This is a genomic window from Pseudomonas sp. GW821-FHT09C08 (assembly GCF_059418125.1).
In genome coordinates this window covers 926,695-944,920 of the sequence record NZ_JBWKPG010000001.1, presented here as the reverse complement: position 1 = coordinate 944,920, position 18,226 = coordinate 926,695, and the positions used below count along the sequence as shown (strand labels likewise).

Annotated in this window: 16 protein-coding genes; all 16 read right to left on the bottom strand. The window is 62.6% G+C overall.

The window, feature by feature from the left end; all coding sequences use genetic code 11:
* Window positions 1-53: 53 nt before the first annotated feature.
* On the bottom strand, window positions 54-1,055 hold the full coding sequence (locus AC07OJ_RS03740; protein ID WP_495093977.1) for an HAD family hydrolase: 1,002 nt from the start codon (window positions 1,053-1,055) through the stop codon (window positions 54-56).
* Complete coding sequence (locus AC07OJ_RS03735) at window positions 1,052-2,101, bottom strand: hypothetical protein (protein WP_495093976.1); 1,050 nt, start codon at window positions 2,099-2,101, stop codon at window positions 1,052-1,054. Before AC07OJ_RS03735 ends, AC07OJ_RS03740 begins: the two co-directional genes overlap by 4 nt.
* Complete coding sequence (locus tag AC07OJ_RS03730) at window positions 2,098-3,564, bottom strand: vWA domain-containing protein (RefSeq protein ID WP_495093975.1); 1,467 nt, start codon at window positions 3,562-3,564, stop codon at window positions 2,098-2,100. Before AC07OJ_RS03730 ends, AC07OJ_RS03735 begins: the two co-directional genes overlap by 4 nt.
* Window positions 3,551-4,537 (bottom strand): vWA domain-containing protein, encoded by a 987-nt coding sequence (locus AC07OJ_RS03725; protein WP_495093974.1) that lies wholly within the window; start codon window positions 4,535-4,537, stop codon window positions 3,551-3,553. Before AC07OJ_RS03725 ends, AC07OJ_RS03730 begins: the two co-directional genes overlap by 14 nt.
* A complete protein-coding gene (locus AC07OJ_RS03720; RefSeq protein ID WP_495093973.1) occupies window positions 4,524-4,979 on the bottom strand; it encodes a DUF4381 domain-containing protein in 456 nt (151 codons plus the stop codon). Before AC07OJ_RS03720 ends, AC07OJ_RS03725 begins: the two co-directional genes overlap by 14 nt.
* The gene (locus AC07OJ_RS03715; protein WP_495093972.1) at window positions 4,976-5,899 is read right to left on the bottom strand and encodes a DUF58 domain-containing protein; all 924 of its coding nucleotides are present in this window, start codon (window positions 5,897-5,899) and stop codon (window positions 4,976-4,978) included. The genes AC07OJ_RS03720 and AC07OJ_RS03715 overlap by 4 nt, the downstream gene beginning before the upstream one ends.
* Window positions 5,896-6,870 (bottom strand): AAA family ATPase, encoded by a 975-nt coding sequence (locus tag AC07OJ_RS03710; RefSeq protein WP_495093971.1) that lies wholly within the window; start codon window positions 6,868-6,870, stop codon window positions 5,896-5,898. Before AC07OJ_RS03710 ends, AC07OJ_RS03715 begins: the two co-directional genes overlap by 4 nt.
* Window positions 6,871-6,894: 24 nt before the next feature.
* Window positions 6,895-7,407, bottom strand: a complete 513-nt coding sequence (locus AC07OJ_RS03705) for a hypothetical protein (RefSeq protein ID WP_495093970.1) — start codon at window positions 7,405-7,407, stop codon at window positions 6,895-6,897.
* Window positions 7,404-8,153 (bottom strand): DUF2092 domain-containing protein, encoded by a 750-nt coding sequence (locus AC07OJ_RS03700; protein ID WP_495093969.1) that lies wholly within the window; start codon window positions 8,151-8,153, stop codon window positions 7,404-7,406. The genes AC07OJ_RS03705 and AC07OJ_RS03700 overlap by 4 nt, the downstream gene beginning before the upstream one ends.
* Window positions 8,154-8,165: 12 nt before the next feature.
* Window positions 8,166-9,200 carry a transporter family protein gene (locus tag AC07OJ_RS03695; protein WP_495093968.1) on the bottom strand — a complete coding sequence of 345 codons (1,035 nt, stop codon included), beginning with the start codon at window positions 9,198-9,200 and terminating at the stop codon, window positions 8,166-8,168.
* Window positions 9,197-10,102 carry a transporter gene (locus AC07OJ_RS03690; RefSeq protein ID WP_282396822.1) on the bottom strand — a complete coding sequence of 302 codons (906 nt, stop codon included), beginning with the start codon at window positions 10,100-10,102 and terminating at the stop codon, window positions 9,197-9,199. Before AC07OJ_RS03690 ends, AC07OJ_RS03695 begins: the two co-directional genes overlap by 4 nt.
* 74 nt (window positions 10,103-10,176) lie before the next feature.
* Window positions 10,177-11,577: a DUF1254 domain-containing protein gene (locus AC07OJ_RS03685; protein WP_495093967.1), complete on the bottom strand. Its 1,401-nt coding sequence runs from the start codon at window positions 11,575-11,577 to the stop codon at window positions 10,177-10,179.
* 13 nt (window positions 11,578-11,590) lie between these two features.
* On the bottom strand, window positions 11,591-13,048 hold the full coding sequence (locus tag AC07OJ_RS03680) for a DUF1254 domain-containing protein (RefSeq protein WP_495093966.1): 1,458 nt from the start codon (window positions 13,046-13,048) through the stop codon (window positions 11,591-11,593).
* Window positions 13,049-13,057: 9 nt separating this feature from the next.
* Entirely contained in the window at window positions 13,058-13,819 is a 762-nt protein-coding gene (locus AC07OJ_RS03675; RefSeq protein ID WP_495094266.1) for a hypothetical protein, read from the bottom strand.
* Between the two features lie 232 nt (window positions 13,820-14,051).
* Window positions 14,052-14,414 (bottom strand): response regulator, encoded by a 363-nt coding sequence (locus AC07OJ_RS03670; RefSeq protein WP_495005202.1) that lies wholly within the window; start codon window positions 14,412-14,414, stop codon window positions 14,052-14,054.
* A 193-nt stretch (window positions 14,415-14,607) separates the two neighbouring features.
* Window positions 14,608-18,138 carry an Mcf1 protease effector domain-containing protein gene (locus AC07OJ_RS03665; RefSeq protein ID WP_495093965.1) on the bottom strand — a complete coding sequence of 1,177 codons (3,531 nt, stop codon included), beginning with the start codon at window positions 18,136-18,138 and terminating at the stop codon, window positions 14,608-14,610.
* Window positions 18,139-18,226 lie beyond the last annotated feature (88 nt).

The following is an 18,226-nucleotide window of genomic DNA, read 5'->3' as shown; positions in this document are numbered from 1 at the left end:
TGAGTCGCATTGCCTGCGACCAACGTTTTTTACAGTCCATCGCTACGTCTTGCTTATTGCACCTTCACTTGCACAGCCGGTTCGAAGGGGTAGATGCGGCGCCATTCGCTCGCCATGTCCACCACGGTCCAGTGCTGTGTCCTGGCCAGGTCCAGGGCCTTGTCCAGGCGCCCCACCTGAGAATTGCGGTCATAGGCCCACTCGCGCTTGGCGTCGGTGTGGTGGACCAGGCCCATAAAGCGCTTGCCCGAACCTGCGGCGGTCCACTGCAGCATTTGCAGGTCGCCGTCGGAGTTGCCGAAGGCCAGGATCGGCCGGCGGCCGATGATCGAGTCGATGCTTTCCGGCTTGCCCGGGCCGTCGTCGTTATGCGCCAGCTTGGCCGTGCGCAAGACCTGTGGCTGGCCGTCCTTGAGCTGGAACTGGGTGACAAAATTCGAGCCGATCACCTGTTCCGGCGGCACGCCATACACCTCTTCGGCAAAGGCGCGCATGAACGCGGTGTCACCGCCGGAGACGATGTAGGTCTTGAACTGCTGGCTGCGCAGGTAGTCGAGCATTTCCAGCATCGGCTGGTAGATCATCTGGTCGAACGGCTTGCCGGTCTTGGGATGACGGGCCTGCTTCAACCAATTCCGGGCATTGGCGACAAAGGCCTCGGTGCTGACCCCGGTGTGGGTGGCACCGATGATTTTCAGCAGGCCGTCCATGCCGCTCTGGGCCAGGGCCTGGTGATCGTTCTCAAGCACAGCCTTGAACGGCTGGGTGGTTTTCCAATCCGGATGCTGCGGCGCCAGGCGCTTGACTTCATCGAAGGCAAACAGCACTTCGAAGTACGCCGGCTGTTCGGTCCACAGGGTGCCATCGTTGTCGAACACTGCGATGCGTTCGGCGGGTTTCACATAGTCCTTGGAGCCTTCGACCGTCACGGCCTGGACGAACTCGATGATCTGTCGTTTGCTCGGGCCTTCGTTCCAGGAGGGCAACGGGTCGGCAGCGAGGGCGGGCAGGCTCAGCAGGAGCAGCAGGGGCAGGGCAGAACGCAGCGACGTCATGGGAAGTCCTTTTCGTGACGAGGGTTCAGTGCAAGCAAGCGTAGTCGACGACACACCCAGCGCAATGTCGCGCACAACGTTCGCCACAGCGGTGGAACACGTGGCCACAGGCCATGTAGCAGGTAGCCAGCCAGTACCAACAGCACCCCGGCGGCGATCCACATCATCCACTGCCGCGACAGTTGCCAGCGGCTGTGCTGCCCGAGGCCCTTGAGGTCCTCGGCGACGGAAAACGTCGGCGTGTAGGCGCTTGCAGCCTGGGCGTCGAAGGTCAGCGCCGGAAGCTGCGCGAGTTGCAGGCGATGGTGACGGCTGTCCCACCATTTCACGCTGATCGCTGGCAGGCTGAAGTGACCGCCCTGTTGCACGCGGTACACCAACCGGTCGATACGCTGGCCGCCGGTGATGGCACCCCGGCCGTCATCCAGATTGCTGATGATCGGCGCTTGCGAGTACAGGCGCAGGCCACTGACATCCGCGGCACTGGGGGGTGGGAGCGACAGCGCGGGGGTGTCGTCGGCTTGCAGGGTCAGGGTCCGCGTGAGGCTGTCGCCGACACGCAGGCCGGTGGCCGCCAGGGTCTGGCTCAGGCGCAGGTCGCTGGCAACCAGCACGGGTTCGCCGGGGGCAAAGCCTGGAGGTTGGGTGGCCTCGAACGTCAGCGGTGCACTCTGCGCACTCAGGGGCGCGCTGGCCTGGCCGGGTCGGGCGCTGACGGTCAACGCGGGCACCGTGAAACGTTGCGCCACGCTCGGGGTGATGCGGTAGGCGTAGCGCACGCCGTAGAAAGTCTTGCCGTCGATCACTTGGGTGGTGTGCTCGGCCTCACCGCCGGGCGCTTGCACGCGTGCGCCCTCGAGTTTGAGCGGCGGCAACGTCGCGGCGGCGGTGAACCAGGTGTCGGTCAGTACGTCGACCTGGACTTGCAATTGCTCGCCCACCACTACGGACGCACCCGGTATCAGCTGGGCTTGCACCCGCAGTTGCGGCTCGGCCGCCCATAACGGTCCCGCAAGCAACAGCAGCACGGCGCAATAACCCTTCATGGCTGCGTCTCCTGATCCTGCAGGCTGAATTTGCGCCGCAAAAAGGTGGCCGGCGAGGTGGTCAGGTTCTGTAGCCACAACGCATCGTTACGGGCTTGCTCGGTCTGGATCGTCTTGCTCTGGCCTTTGCCGGGTGCCTTGTCGAACTTGATCTCATCGGGCTTGACCTCGGGCGCGTTATTTGCCGCGCTCTCGGTGTCTTTTTTCAGCGCGATGGCCAGCGCGAGGTTGGCGCTGGCCTCGGGAAACACCGGCTGCAACTGCAACGCGTGTTGATAGGCGACGATGGCGTCATCGAACTTGAAGCGGCGCACGTGGATATTGCCCTGGTAGAAGGCGGCCGGCGCGGTGTCGAGGGTCGCGAAGGTGGCCTGGGCCAAGTCGTAGTCGGCGGCGTTGTAGGCGGCGATACCTTTCCAGTACGGGTCGACAAACAGCGCCGCCGCCTCGGGGTAGTGGTGGTGTTCGAAGGCCCAGCGGCCTTGCTGGTCTGGCGTGAGGAACGGATTGGCCTCGGCCTGGGTCGGTTGCAGCAACACGCCCAACAGCAACACGGCTGTCCAGTTCAGGCTCCAGCCCCGCCGCACGCTCAACAGCGCCAACAGCAACAGCGGCCAGCACAGCCAGTAACCGGCGTCTTTCCATTGCAGCAGGCGCTGCTGCTCGTCGGCGTTCTGGAAGTGCGCCTGGGCGTGCAGTTCGATCCAGTCGAGGTCATCGTCATTCAGCGTAAGGCTGCCCAGCGGCGCGTCGGTGGCCGAGGCCAATGCCTTGAGCGTGGGGCTGCTACCCAGGGCCAGCACCAGCACTTGCAGCGGGCTGTCGGCCAGATGCTGCTTGAGGCTCGGCAATTGCGCGGTGTCAGCACCGTCGGTGACCAGCAGCAGGGTGCCGGGTGCGTTGTCCAGCAAGCGCTTGGCCTGGTCGATCACGGCGGCCACATTCTTGCCGGGCTGGCTGATCAGGTCGGTGGCCAACGCCTGGATGAAGGTGCCGAGCAATGCCGGGTCATCGGTGGGTGGCAGTACCAGGTGGGCGCTGCCTGCGTACACCAGCAGCGCAGTGCGTGCGCCTTTGCGCCGCTGCACCAGGTCGTGCAGCGTGTGCTGGGCGGCGCGCAGGCGTGTCGGCGGCACATCGCCGGTGTCCATCGAGGGCGAAAGGTCGACGGCGATAATCAGCGGTGCGCGGTTTTCCAGGAAGTCCGGGCGATCCTGTTCCCAGGTCGGCCCGGCAGCGGCGATGGCGCCGAGCATCAGCAGGGTGCTGAGCACGTGCACCGGCCGCAGGCGATGGCGATCTGTAGGCGTCAGCAGTAAGTGCGGCAACAGATGGGGCGCGATATTTGCGCGCAGGCGCCGCTGCAAGTCGCGGCTGCGCCGCCAGATCAACGGCAGCAACACGCCAACAAGCGCCAGCAGCAGCCAGGCGGGGCGCAGGAAATGGAAGTCAGCGAGATTCATCAGCGGCCCTCCGGTGCGGCCAGCCGGCGGCGATCAGGTGATACACCGCCAATATCGCCAGCGCCGCCGCCAACGGCCACCAGAACAGATCGCGCTTGGGCTGGTGGCTCAGCGTCTTGACCTGATGCGGGGTGATCGTATCCAGGGTGGCGTAGACCTGGGCCAGGCTGTCACGGTCCTCGGCGCGGAAATAGCGGCCGCCGGTGGCCGAGGCAATCGCTTGCAGCGTGCTCAGGTCGACCTTGGCTTCGCCGCTGGCCTGTGGGTCGCCAATCGCGATAGTGTGGATGATCACGCCCTTGGCGGCGGCCATCTCGGCGGCGTGGTCGGGTGGGATTGCGCTGCTGGTGTCGTTGCCGTCGGTGAGCAGGATCAGCACTTTCTGCGGCTCATGGGCCTGGTCCAGCAGCTTCAGGCCCAGCCCGATGGCATCGCCGATGGCGGTATTGGGCCCGGCCATGCCGATGCCGCTGTCGTCCAGCAGCAGCGACAGGCTGGTGTGATCGAGGGTCAATGGCGCCTGGGGATAGGCGCCGCTGCCGAACAGGATCAGGCCGATGCGGTCATCCTTGCGTTGCTGGATAAAGCCATGCACCACCTGTTTGACGGCGGCCAGGCGGTCGATCTTGTGCCCGTTGGCGTCGTTGAAGTCCTGGGTTTCCATGGACTGGGAAATATCGATGGCGAGCATCAGGTCGCGCACCGGTTGCTGGCGTTCGATGGGTTTTTCCACCCACACCGGGCGGGCGATGGCCACGACCAGCAAGGCCCAGACCAGCAGGTTCAGCAGCAGTTGGGCGCGATTGTGCCGCGCGCCGCTGTTGGACGGTACGGCGCCGACGGCCTCGGTCATGCCACTGAAAAACGGCACGCGCACGGCGCTGCGGGCTTCACGGTAGTGCGGCAAATAGCGGTAGGCCAGCCATGGCAATGGCAGCAACAGCAGCAGCCAGGGGTAATCAAGCTGCCACATGGTGATGCTCCACCCAGGCTTTGCACTGGGCCAGCAAGTGCGCGTCCGCCGACGCCGTGCCGTAGGCCAGTGCACCCAGGCGCTGGCTGAGGTCAGCGGGCACGGGCGCGCCGGCGTGGCGCTGCAGGAAGGCTTGCCAGTCGGCGCCGCTCAAGGTCGGCACGCGCTGGCGTTCCTCGGCGCCCAGTGGCATCGACAGCGCGACGCGCTTGAGCAGTTCGGGCAGCTCGCGCATATCCTGCAGGGCATTCAGGCGTGCCAGGGCTTCGCGCCGGTACGCATCACGTCGCCAACGCAGCCACCTGCGCGCGGCCAGTATCAGCACGCCCAGCACTACCACGCCCAGCAGCACGCCCCAGCCCCAGGTCTGCGGCCAATAGCTGACCGGCGCGGGCAAGCCCAACTCCTGGAGTTGCTCGATGCTCGGTACCGGCGTGCTCACCGGCGTCTCCCCAGTTCGCTGCGCAATTGGTCGACGGCGGGCAGGGCCGTGCTGATCATCAGCAAGGGCACCTGGCTGCGGCGCAACAGACTCGCGACCGCCTTCAAACGCCCGCCGAGAAAATCGCCCAAAGGTTGGCGCACCTGGCGCTTGCTCACCTCCAGCGTCACCTGCAACTGGCCCTGGGTCACGAGCAATTGCCCCCGGCTGGGCACGTTGAGCGCCAGCGGGTCGTAGACCTGCAGCGCCACCACATCGTTATGCGCCGACAGTTGCTGCAGCAGTTGCAAAGTGCGCGGTCCGGCACCGGCGAAATCACTGACCAGGCAGATCAAGTGGTCGTGGCCGGCCACCGCCAGGCAGTGTTGCAGGACCTTGTCCAACTGGCTGTCGCCGTCGCCATCGGCGTTGCTCGCCTTCAACTCGCGATTCTGCTCGGCGATACGGCTGCACAGTGCTTCCACACGCTTGCGGCTGCGCAACGGCACGACACTGTCGATGCGTGCATCATTGAACACCAGGCCGCCGACCCGGTCCCCGGCGTTGAACACCATCCACGCCGCCAGCGCGCCCAGCTCGGCGGCGACCGCCGACTTGAAGCTGCGCACCGAACCGAAAAACATCGACATGCGCTGGTCCACCACGATCAGCGCCGGGCGGTCGCGCTCTTCGGTAAAGGTGCGCACCACCGGTTTGCCGGTGCGCAGGGACGCGCGCCAGTCCAGGTGGCGCAAATCGTCACCCGGCTGGTAGCGGCGCAGCTCGTCGAAATTCAAGCCACGCCCGCGCAGGCGTGAGGCATGGTTGCCGGCCAGAATGCTGCCCTGGGGCTGGCGCGCGACGAAACTCAGGTCGCGCGCCTGGAATTGCAAGGCCATCAGTTGCGCCAGGCTGACGTAGACGAAGCCGTCAGCGTTCATGCCGGAATCGCCACTTTGCTCAGCAGGCGGTCGAGTACCTGATCGGCGCTGACGCCATCGGCCACGGCGTCGTAGCTCAGTTGCAGGCGATGCCGCAGCACCGGGTGCGCCACCGCCTGCACATTCGCCGGGGTGACAAAGGCCTGGCCCTGCAACCAGGCGTCGGCCCGTGCGCAGCGGTCCAGGCCGATGCCACCGCGCGGACTGGCGCCGAGGCTGATCCAGCGTGCCAGATCGGCATCGTAGTCGGCGGGATGGCGGGTGGCGTTGATCAGGTCGATCAGGTAGCGATCAATAGCGGGAGACACCTGCACCGCGCTGACGGCGTGGCGGGCGGCGAAGATCACTTCCTGGGCCAAGGTAAAGCCCTGCACGGCCTCGGTGGTGGCCGCCTGTTCTTCCTCGCGCAGCAGGCGCAGGACCTGGGTTTCATTCTCGGCACTGGGGTAGTCCAGGAGCACCTTCATCACAAAACGGTCCATCTGCGCCTCCGGCAACGGGTAGGTGCCTTCCTGCTCGATAGGGTTTTGCGTGGCGACCACGATAAACAGCTGCGGCAACCCATGACTGGCGCCGGCCACGGTGATTTGCCGTTCTTCCATGGCCTCCAGCAGCGCCGCCTGGACCTTGGCCGGGGCGCGGTTGATCTCGTCGGCAAGGATCAGGTTGCCGAACAAGGGGCCGGGCTGGAAGCGGATCTGGTTCTGGCCGTCGACCTGGTGCAGCACTTCGGCGCCGGTGATGTCCGAGGGCAGCAGGTCAGGGGTGAACTGGATACGGCTCATTTTCGCGTCCAGGTGCCGCGCCAGCGCCTTGACCGTGCGGGTCTTGGCCAGTCCCGGCAGGCTTTCGAGCAACAGGTGCCCGTTGGCCAACAGGCCCAGCAGGATCTGGCGGATCACCTGGTCCTGGCCGAGCACACTTTGCGCCATGCTGGCTTGCAAGGCTTTCACATCATCGAGCGCTGTCATGCCAATCATCCTTGAAACGGTGGGTCACCAGGGAGCGGCGACCACGATGTATTGCACGGAACTGCCGACGTATCGCGGCTGGTACCAGGTCGGCCCGCAATGCTGGTAGGCCACGCCGTTGGCGACCACCGAGACACAATCCGGCGGCACGCTGCTGACCTGGGTGCCGATCGCCAGGATGGTCGCGGTGGTGGCGCCGACCACGGCTGCAGCCGCCCAGGGGTGATACCAGTCATCCGGGTGCGGCGGTGGTGGCGGTGGTGGCGGTGGCGGAGGGGGCGGCATCGGATAGGGATGCGGTCCAGGCCCAGGCCCCGGATGAGGCAGCGGCCCTGGATTCGGATGGGGTTGCGGGTGCGGCGCCGGATGCGGCGGCATCGGATGCGGTGGCGGCGGCCGGTAGCCACCGCCGCCGGGATGCGGCACCACAAATGTGCGAGCGCCACCGCCACCGCGCAATTGCCAGGCCTGGGCCACCAGCGGGTCGAACAGCGTCAACACCAGGCTGGCCGTGAGTACCGCCGCCGTGGTCTTCATGGCTGTTCTCCCTGCGGCTCCAACTGTTGCAGTGGGACGGCACGCGCACCCGCCGGCGCGATGAATTCAAAATCCCTGGCCGCCAGCGCAGGGCTGAGCTGCCATTGATAGTCGACGCTGTGGCGCGGCTGTTCGGCGCTGTCGCGGCGGCTGATCACCAGGCGACACGGCAGCGGTTGCGGGCCCTGGCGCACCCACAGTTGCCAGTCGATATCCGGCTGGCGAAAGGCATAGTGGTCACAGGCCTTGCCGTCCAGGCTGCCCTGCCCGATTAGCAGTGCGCTGCGCAGGCCCACGGCCTTGGCGGTGCCGGGGTTCCAGCGAAACAGGTCGGCCAGCGGCAACTCGATGCCGTAGCGCTCGCTCAATTGGTCGAGCAAACCGCTGATGTCTGCCGGGGCGTCCTGGCTGGCGAAGTAACCGCTGCGGCTATCGAACAGGGTAAAACGCCGGCCGTTGTAGAACAGGCTGCGGCGCTTGCCGTCGCTCTCGACCGTCACCTGCAGCTTGTCCGGCCGCTTGGCGAGCAGGCGGGTGTGATGGCGAAACTCGATGACCTGGCCATTTTCCAGCACCTGGTCAGTACGGCTGTCAGCCTCGATGCGAAATTGCTGCAGGCTGCGCAAGTAGCCGCCCATCTGCTCCAGGGCGCTGAGGGCCTTGGGCTCCAGCTCGTCGGCCGAGGCGCCATTGGCGGCCAGCAGCAAGCTGATCAAGACCATGCGTGTGCGATGAAAACGGGACATGGCGCACCTCGTTCAAAGCATGAAAGTGGGAATTACCGGGATGAACGACACGCGGAAATTCCAGCGACTGCTGATCAGGTCGTCGGCGTGGATCACCGAGTACTGCACTTCGCCGGAGATGCGCACCGGCAACTTGCCGAAATTGACGATGCGCCCGGCACCGATGCCGATCGGGAAGTTGACCTTGTTGCCACCCTCGGCCTTCCAGTTGACGGTGATGTTCGGCGTCATGCCCACGCGCCACTGGCCGGGACCCGGGATGGCGCGCTGAATGAAGTACTGGATATTGGTCAGGCTGACATCCTTGCGCCGCGCGTCGCCGCCCACCGACCACCAGTGCTGGGGGAAGACGCCTAGGGTCCAGTCTTCGCCCAGATAAGCCGCCACGAACGCCGGGCCGAGGGAGTACTTGCCGGTGCCCAGCACGTCCTTTTCGGCGGTAGGGAACATCGCCGTGGGGCCGAACCCCCAGACCATCTTGCCGCCATTGGCAAAGCGCACTGGCTGCTTGGGCGAGAACACGCCGACGTAGGCCAGGTCGCCAAAGCCCGAGGTGCGGTCGAACGGATCGTTGACCACCGCCGGAAAGTCGCGGTCAGTCAGCACGCCATAGGGGCTCATGCCGATCAGGTCGCCCGCCTTTGAGTTCACCGGGGCGCTGACGTAGCTCACCGGCAGGCGGTTGATCAGGTTCCAGTCGTCACCCAGCGAAATCGGAAAGGTCGGCATGAAACTGTATTTGCCCAAGTAACGCGTGCCGTTGCTACGCGGGCCCTTGAGCGCGCTGTAGTCGTACTGGTTGAAGAGCAGCACCAGGTTGCCCACCGGGTTGTCCATCAGCTTGGCAATCTGTTCCGAGGACGGCTCGCAGCCGGCCTTGATCACCTGCTTGAGGTCGATATCGAAATCCTGCTGCAGGCGATGGCACGTCTCGGCGTCGGCCTTGGGCGCAGGCGTGCTGCTGCCGAGGTCGGGCAGGTTGGCGGCCGACAGGTTGAAACTGCCGAGCAGGCCGACCCACAGTGAGGCGTCGCGTAACGTTCTCACCAGACGTACTGCAGGCGGAAGGTCCAGGTGTTCACGTCCGGCGAGCCACGGCGCTCGGACACGGTGTCGGAGTAGGCCAGCAAGCCGCCAAACTGTGGCGAGAGCATGAAGCCCAGGCTTGCACCGAGCAGGGCGTTTTCCTGTTTGTTGTCCTGCCAGTCGCCGTCGATGCGGCTTTCGCCACCCCGGCTGTAGGTGGCGTCCAGCGAGGCCCATAACGCACGGTTGAAGGTGTAGCTGTAATGGCCTTCGATGGCGTACAGCGGCTTTTGCTCGAGCTTGCTGTCGCCGTGGTAATCCTTGTTATCGCCAAACAGCGAGACCCAGGTGTTGATTTCCAGCCAGGTCGGGCCGATGGGGGTGCCGAAGCCGAGTTCCGGCTTGAATACCCAGCGGTTGGAACCGATGTTGATGATGCGGTCTTTGTCGTAGTCACCGGTGGGCGCGGTGATCCACAGCGCGCCGGTCAGGAAGGTCTCGGGTTTCCAGCTGGCAAACTCTTCGGCGGTCAGCGCCGGGCCACCGAAGATGTTGTGCGCAAACACGATCTGGGCGTCGCCCATGCCGCCGTTGTGCTTGGTGCCGTCGAAGAAGCGCGCATTGTCGAACGACGCCGAGACATCCGCGTACGGCTGGATGAACTGAATGGCGCTGTTGCGCCCGTCAATGCCGAACGAGCGCGCGTAGCGGAACAGGTAGAGGTCGGCATTCAACGACAGGCCGGTGATCGGCAGCGTGGTGTCGATGGGGGTGTTGGTGTCGACTCGGTTGTAATAGCCGAACACCATGTTCAAGTCAGTGGGCGTGTTCTGCCAGTCCCTGGCGTTGTCGGCAAATCCCATGCCTGGCACCAGGGCCAATGTCGATGCACAGAACGCACTCAGTCGGGCACGTGAAATCATGGCGCTACTCCTTGTCGGCCTGATATCTGGGGCTACATGCCCGGTCTACCCCTGTTGCGACCGGGCAGGCAGTGCTACTTCAATGGGGTCAAGGGCGGCAGTTTCCATTGACCATTACCTACCTCAGGCTTGGGCAGGTAAATCCGCAGTACCGCGTAAAACGGACCGGGTGGGGCCGGCAGCCAGTTGCTCTGCTCGGCCTTCGGTGGTTCGTGATGCTGCAACGCCAGGGTCAGGCCGCCATCGGCGTCCAGCTTGAGGTTGGGCAGCATGCGCGAATTGATCAGGTAGCGTTTCTTGTGGTTGGGCACCAGCAGCTTGGTCTTGCCGTCGTACATGGTCAGCGACCAGAACGCGTCGGCAGGTGGCAGCTGGTCCTTGGCGAAATGCACGGTGTAGCTGTGGCGTGCGCCGTTGGCCGGCTTGCCTTCGCTGTCGACGAAGTAACCCAGGTAGGCGGCCTCATCGGTGGAATTGCCGAAAATCCCCATGTCCGCACCGGCGTAGCGGTACAGGTAGTTGTTCTGCAGGTGATCGCGGCTGCCGAACAGGTCACCGCTGCTGACCTGGTGGGTGTCGACCTTGTCTTTCTTGAAGGCGGCGAATTCGGCGCGGGCGTCGGCAATCCCTTCTTCAAGGGACTTGCGCTGTTCAGCCGTCAGGTCCTTGACCTTGAACGGCGCGCCGGGGGCGATACCAATCCTGGCAAAGCGCGCCAGCAGGTCTTTTTCACTGTCCTGGGGGGCGGCGAAGGCCAGCATGAAGTTCAGGTAGCGAAACAGCTGCGGGCCTTCGGTCATGGTCGCCATGGGCTTGGGCCATTCGATCTTCGGTGCCTTGGCCGGCGCCGCTTGCTTCACGTAGCTGCTCAGCGGCTGCACCTTGTAGCCATTCTGGATCTGCTTGACCTTGTTCAGGTCCTTCTCATCAAACAGTTGCGTGCGGTACAGGGCATAGGCGATGTTGCTTTCGCTGTAGACCACGCGGTCGATGTCGACCGGCTGCTGACCTTTCCAGTCCGGGCCGGCGATCATGTAGTGGCCGCCGTTATTGCCGGTGCTGCGCGTGCCCAGGTAGGCGAAGTTCTGCGTGTAGAGGTCGATCAACTGCACCGAGTAGTAACGGTTGTCTTCGATCTTGGGCAGGGTCAGCACTTGTGGCTCGCTGCGCAGGTCCAGCCAGACAAAGGAGTAGGGCGTGTCCGAGTTCGGGGTGACGAAAGCGCTGTCCTTGGGCGTGAAGACCTGGGCGGTGTTGCCGATGTGGTTGAACGGTGCCTTGAAGTTGGCACCGCCCTTGTCGACGGCTTGGGTGTAGAGCGTCTTGTACATTTCCACCACCGGGTAGCCATACAAGTAGGCTTCCTTGGCAATGGCCCGGGCTTCGCTGGGCGTCGCGGTGAAATCGGCCCAGGCGCCGGTACTCATGAGTATCGAGAGGCTCGCCAACAGCAGGCGCGTCGGTTTTCTGATCATGTTGTTGCGTCTCTTAGGGAACTGGGGTGATGTCGTCGAGTTTCCAGCTTTTATCGAAGTAGGCCTCGGTCGGCGCGTACAGTCGGAAATAGCTGAACCAATGTTTGCCGGGGAGAGTTTGCACCCAGTTGCTCTCGAAGTCTTTTGGCGCGTGCGGTCCGAAGTAAAGATCGATCGATCCATCGGGGTTTTTCTGTAAATCCTGGCGTGAAGACAGGTCGGCCTTGCGTTGTGGGTTGTCGATCAGGCAGCGGCTGTCGATGTCGTAGACCGACAGTGACCAGAATTGCCTGGCGGGTGGATTGGCGCCCACATGCAGCGTGTAGTGTTTGCCGCCGTCGAGCCATTGGCCGTCTTTATCGGTGTAGGCGCCGAGGTAGGTCTGGCCCAGGCCCGGGGTCTTGGACACCATGCCCTTGGTGTTGGTGACTGCCTCGTAGAACCAGGCGCTGCGTTCCCACAGCTGGTCGTAGTAGCCAAGACGCTGCGAGGGTTCGGCGATGTTGAGCACTGTGTCCCACTGCCGGTCTTTCCAGTACTGGGAGCCCAGGAAGCGCTTGGCGAAGGCATTCGCCTTGGCGATCAGCTCGCCCATCTGCGCGCCTTGCTCCAGGGCCTGGCGCTGGCGATCGTTGGGGTTGAACGGTTTGTCCTTTTCGATACCGAGGCTGGCGAGCATGGCCATGTAGAAGCGATCACGTTCATTGACCGGCTCTTTCTGGATGATCCCGTGCAGGCGCTGCCAGTACGGCATGCCGCGTGGCTGGGTGCCGGACCAGGCTTTGCCGCCGGGCGAGAGCAAGCGGGTCGGGGCGGGCTTGCTCCGTTGGGCATAGGGGTACATCTTGAATTGGTCGACCAGGGCCTTGCCTTTGGCCGGGTCTGGGTCCAGCACGCGAAAACCGACGAGCACGTTCATGGTTTCCGACTTGGCCACGTAATACCGGCCCGCATCCGCCGGCGGCTGCTGGCCTGGTGGAATCACCAGGTATTTGCCGCCCTTGCCTTGATCCGGACCGGTCTGGCCCATGTCGATAATGGCGCGCTGCCAGAAGTCGCCAATCCCGCCGGCCGTGGGCCCGGGAGGTAACTCGATCACCAGCGGGCCGGTTTCGTTGAGGTCGACGAAACCGAGGATGTACGGGGTGGTGGCGTTGGCCGTGATGACCCCGAGTTTGTCTTCATAACTGTTAAGGACCATCAGGTCGCCACTGCGGGCGCCCAGCTTGCTGCTGAATTCTTCCTGCCACTGGGCGTAGGACACCAGCGGCAATGCCCAGAGAAAACTCTGCGTGGCTTGTTGGAAGTCCAGCTCGCCAAACACCTTGGCGATATCACTGCGCGCCGGCAGTTCGCCCTCCATGTTGATCGGGCCGATGCGCGTGTCCAGCGTCTGCGCCTGCACACCCACACTGCAACCGGCCGACAGGGCCAGCAGGCTGAAACCGGCATTGCGAAGCAGAGCGTTCATTGCGTCACCTTACTTTCCAAACGTCACGTTGATCCCGGCAAACAGGGTGAACTGCGGCAAGCCATCGCCTTTGCGGGCTACGGTCCACTGCGGCTCGATAAAAGCGTTGAAGATGTTGCTGCCGGCTTTCCAGGCCTTGCCCGCGCCCAGGCCGATGGGGATGTAGTGGGTGTCGTTTTTCAGGTCGAAGGTCCAGGTGCCGGTGGAGCGCAGGTACCAGCCCTTGGGGAGGTTATGGATGATGAAGGGCTGGAACGTGGCGCTTTCCACGTGGGGGCGATCATGGTCGCCGGCGAATGAACTCTGGTACTGCACCAGCGCACCGAGCAGGCCGCGTGGCGAGGAGTCGATGGCGATGGCTGCCAGGCCTGCCTGCCACTTACCGGTGCCCAGCTCATCATGCTCGGCGGTGGGCGCGGTAATCTGCGGGCCGATGCCCAGCTGCACGCCGTCGGTCTTGAGCAGGAAAATATCGAACAGGTTGAGGTCGCCGATGCCGGTGCTGTAGCCACTGTGCGGATCCGGGCGGGTGCTGATCGGCAGCGTGGCACGCAACAGCTGCGGCACGCCGATGAAGTTCGACGGTGCAATCGGCAATGTACCGCGCAGCAACAGGTCATTGGTGTGCGCGTTGCTGTCATACAACCTGGGCGTGTAGTAGTCCTGCAAGTTGGCGCCCGGTGCCAGGTTGAGCGGGTTGTTACTCTTGTTGGCGGTATCGGCGTTATCGGCGTGTGCAGAAAACGTCGGCATGGTGAACGCGGCCAGCATCAATGCCGGAACAAGCGGTGATCTGGACATGACAATTCCCCAATTCCATGGCGACTTGCCCGACTACATCTACGTGCTCGGGCTGCCCTGCGTCATAAACGCTGTAGGACCTGTCGATTGAAATTAGCAGCTATATCCAGACGCGCTAGCAACCCGAATGAATTAGTTGTTTAGAAAGGGGAAGAGCAGTGGCCTACCGCTCCAGGGAGCGATAGGCGGCAACGGGGAAGTGTCAGGCTGCCAGTATGGCTTTGACTTTGTCGCGCAGTTGATCGATGGAAAACGGCTTGCCAATCACGTGCATGCCCGCGGGCACATCGATGCTCTCGGCATAGCCGCTGGCAAACAGGATCGGCAGGTCAGGACGCAGTTCACGCACTTTGGTCGCCAGTTGCTTGCCATCCATGTCCGGCAGGCCGACATCGGTCATCATCAGGTTGATGACATTGTTGGAGTCTTCCACCACTTTCAGGGCCTCTTCGGCGTCGGCGGCCTCAAGCACCTGGAACTCCAACTCTTCAAGCACATCGACGATCAACATGCGCACGATGGCATCGTCTTCGACGACAAGGATGGTGGGGGCGGTGGCGGACATAATGAGGGTTCCCGAAAAGTGAGGTGCAGGTCGTGCTCAGTGCAAAGACCATCTTCTAATGAGTGGCTTCGATCCTGGCAAGTTCCCGCAGCAGGTCTTCATTGTGAAGGCAATGGACAAGAATGTCCCGCTCGGGAGAGGACCCTGCGCCTCACGTGGTCGAGTGAGGCGAGGGCTATTCACGTGCGAGGCATTATAGCGGCGTCATCAACTGCGCTACGGCCGCGCCGTCAACCTTGTCGGCAGCCAAATCGCGCGCTTGGAATTCGCTGACGTTGTAGGTCAGCGTGCCGTGTTTTTTGCCATAGGGCCTGCGCGTCACCGCAGTCAGCCCGCTGCTTAACGCTTTATCCAGGCCTTCCTGCATCGATTGCAATGTTTGGAATTTCACCAGCCCTGCGTCCGGGTCGTAAAAAAACCATTCTGTTTCTCCGTTCTTGACCTTGATACCGGCTAACAGCCCATGATCTTTCTCACCGATCCTCAGGGTTTTCGAGGTGGGGGAGTTGGTCAGGTCTTCGATGATTTGCGCGGCCGTGCATTTTGTGACGGTTTGGTCCAGGTGAAAGCTTTTTTTGTCCCCGACCACGTCTTGAAAGGTTCTCAGGGTCTTGATGAAGGTTTGCGCTTCGGGGGTCAAGGGCGCGTCGGCGGCGCGGTACAGGTTGGTGAGGAACACGTCTTCTTTGCCATGCTCGATCGCCAGCGCCATCGTATTTGCCATTGCCGCGCACTCGCCGCGGGAGGCGGGGTCGACATGCGCGTGGTAGTGGGTCTGTGACGCCGGGAATAACCGCACACCGGGTGCATCGACGTCACAGTTCAGAAGATGTGAGGCGTATTGTGCATTCTCTATGGCCTTCGACTTGATTTCCTTGGCAAGCATGCCAATTTCTTCCGCAGTCCGGCCGGGCTTGGAAATCAGTTCGATGAGCCCTTGCGCGCTGATATCTGGGTAATAATCGCGAAGACGGGTCACATCGCCACTTTCAAAGCCGCGATTGAAATCGGCGCGATTATGCGGCCACTGCGCACGCTCGAGGTTGTTCTTGAACCCTTCGTGATGAGGCCCGATCGGTGCTCCAGCGTCGATAGGGCCTGGCCTGCCATTCAGAGGGGTGAAGTGCTGCAGGGGCGCGCCAAATGCCTCCTGCTTGAGCGGATTGTAGGGGTACCAGTTGCCATTGCGATGGACAGCGACCCCGTCGACGGAACCCTCGGCGACTTTATACGACCCCAGGGCTGCCGCCCCGTATTCCTTGTTGGCCGCCTTCAACAGGTCATAGCTCCCCGATGCGCCCCGAACCTTGTTGATCAGCCATTGGCCTGAATGGCTGAACATTCTGGCGCCCTGGGTCGCCAATGCGGCTGTACCGATGGCCAGGCCCTTGGCGCCGCTCAAAGGGTTGAGTGCGCTGATCAGGGCGCCGCCGATGATGCGTCCCGCGTGCGCAGCCTTCACCGCAGCGGAGGCACCCGTCGAGGCTACCTTGGCGACTTTTGCGCCGGCTCCGTAGCCCGCGGTCAAGAGACCGAACGCATCCAGGCCAAGGTCGATAAGGCCCGCCTCGTAGTCACCCTGGCGAAAATTGACAATGGCCGACCTCAAGGGAATCAAATTGAGGAAAAACTCCTTGACGCGCTCCCCCCCGGCTTTCTGCTGATCCAGTGTCGTGGTTCCAAAGGCTTGCGTGCGTTGATCATGGCCACCGATATCCAAGTGTTTAAAAAAAGCGTCGGCGAGGTAGTGTGTGCGTGCGGAAGTAAAGCTCAAAGGGACTGGCGCCGAATCCAGCGGTGTTTTTTCAGGCGCTTGGCGGTCATGGTCATCCGGTATGAATTTTTCTATGCGGGTCTGGATATTGCTGTTGCGTTGATCGCCCCGGGTAATGGCCGCTTCCGAGCGCTTGATGATGCGGCTGTTTAAAATGTCCACTTCATACACGCACACCTGCGGTTTTCCATCCACCATTCGCTGCGTTCTTATCAGCAACTCATTGCGTCTGGAGCGAAAGACGGGCGGGTTTATAAACCCTGTATCAATGACATATTGGTTTTTTTGGTAAAGATCAATTTTACCCAGTTCGAGGTTTTTTCGATCTTCCAGGGGCAGTTCAGAGATCAAGTGCCTTATTTGGGTCTTGACGCCTTTTTCCAGGGAGTCGACAGCGGTTTCGTACTGGCCGAGAAATTCACCGTTGACATTAAGCCTGGGCCGCTCGTTGATCGCGTCGATGGGGATTCGGCTATCGTCGGTTTTCCAGCGGACATTGATCCCCATCATCGCCATGTCGAGCATCGAATGCTTGCCATCCAACTGCTTGGATTTGTCATCCGAAACCGTCGTGAGACATTTCTCCTCGAACGGTAGGCCTTCGCCAAACTGTTGCTTGAGCTTCTCCAGGGCAATCGCTTTGCGACTTGGAATGCTGGCCCCGAGTAATTCAGAGGCCGTGGTTCTTTCGTTGATTTGCTGATTGAACGCGGTCCTGACGGTTTCCACTTCCTGCGGAGTGTAGAGCGCGTCCTCTTTCCTCGCGACAAGGCCATTGATCACGCCCCAATCCAGCAGCAAGGCCTGGGTGATATGGTCCGGGGGATCATTCAGCGCTTGTGCCGCGCTCATGACATGGCCGTAGCTCATCTGTGACGCCGTTCCCGGCGCAATCGCTTCGATCTTGGCCACCGCCCGACAAAAATTGACCCAGGCCTGGCTGCCATTGACCACGCTGCCGGGAATATCCTGGACCAGCAACTGCGGCGCCACGCGTGCCAGCAACACGTGGGTGGCGAGTTTGGCTTCGGCCTGCGTGACCCGGCCGGCAGTCACCAGATGGCGACTCAGCCCATCGACGACAGTGGCCGCGGGCATGCCCCAATACGCTTCCTGACCCAGATCAAAGCCGGCGACCGACTGCCGGCGGGGTTGCTCGACGGACTCACGATCCAGGCCAATGTTAATGGCGGCCATCACGTAATCGCCGAGGCTGGTGGGCGTGGCAATGCCATTCAGGCCGTCCTGCACGGCTTGGCCTAGCGCCTGGGCCTTGGGTGACTTGAGCAGGGTTTGCAGGGCCTGACCCGGTTCCTGCAATTGGGCCTCCGACAACGAGGCGGCTTTTATCAGCGCACCCAATGCGCCTCGGGCCAATTGCGTCTGGGTGTCGGAGGAGGGGGCCTGGTTATCACTGCGCAGGATGCTGGAATCGACAATGACCCGGACCTTGCGTTGCTCCTCCTGCGTCAGGGGATGGGGCCAGGACAGCGCTCCGCCGAGATTGCCCTCTGGCTGTTGCAGGGCGTGAGCGTGAGCGGCTTCGGCCAGGTGAGCCAGGTCGGATCGGGTCTGAGGGATGGGCAAATCATGATGCTTGATAAACATTTCGAGGCTGACAGAGGGCGCGCCGCCCAAGGCGTTGAACCGATGATCGTCGGAGCGCGCATCAATCGCGACCTGAGTGTTTTTCAAATGGGCCAGCACGGCGGACGGCGCCGCGTCCTCGGCCAGGCTTTTTGCCGCGCGGGTCAGCTGTTGTGCCAGGTTCTTCCAATTGTGTGCATTTGCTTGCGCACGCGCCTGGGATGAATCCGATGGGGGCGCACCTGGCGTGTTCGCCGGGGGGGTGTCGTTTACGTCGGCAGCAGTGTGGGTAGATTGCGCTGACGTTGCAGGATGGGCGTGCTCTGTGACTCGGGGCTGTAGTTGCGAAACGGACGAAGACATCATCGTTATCACCTTTGCAGATTAGGATAATCGCCTACAAAAAAGCCTCACTGCGCGTGAGGCCTACTGCAAATGAGTGACGAGCCGA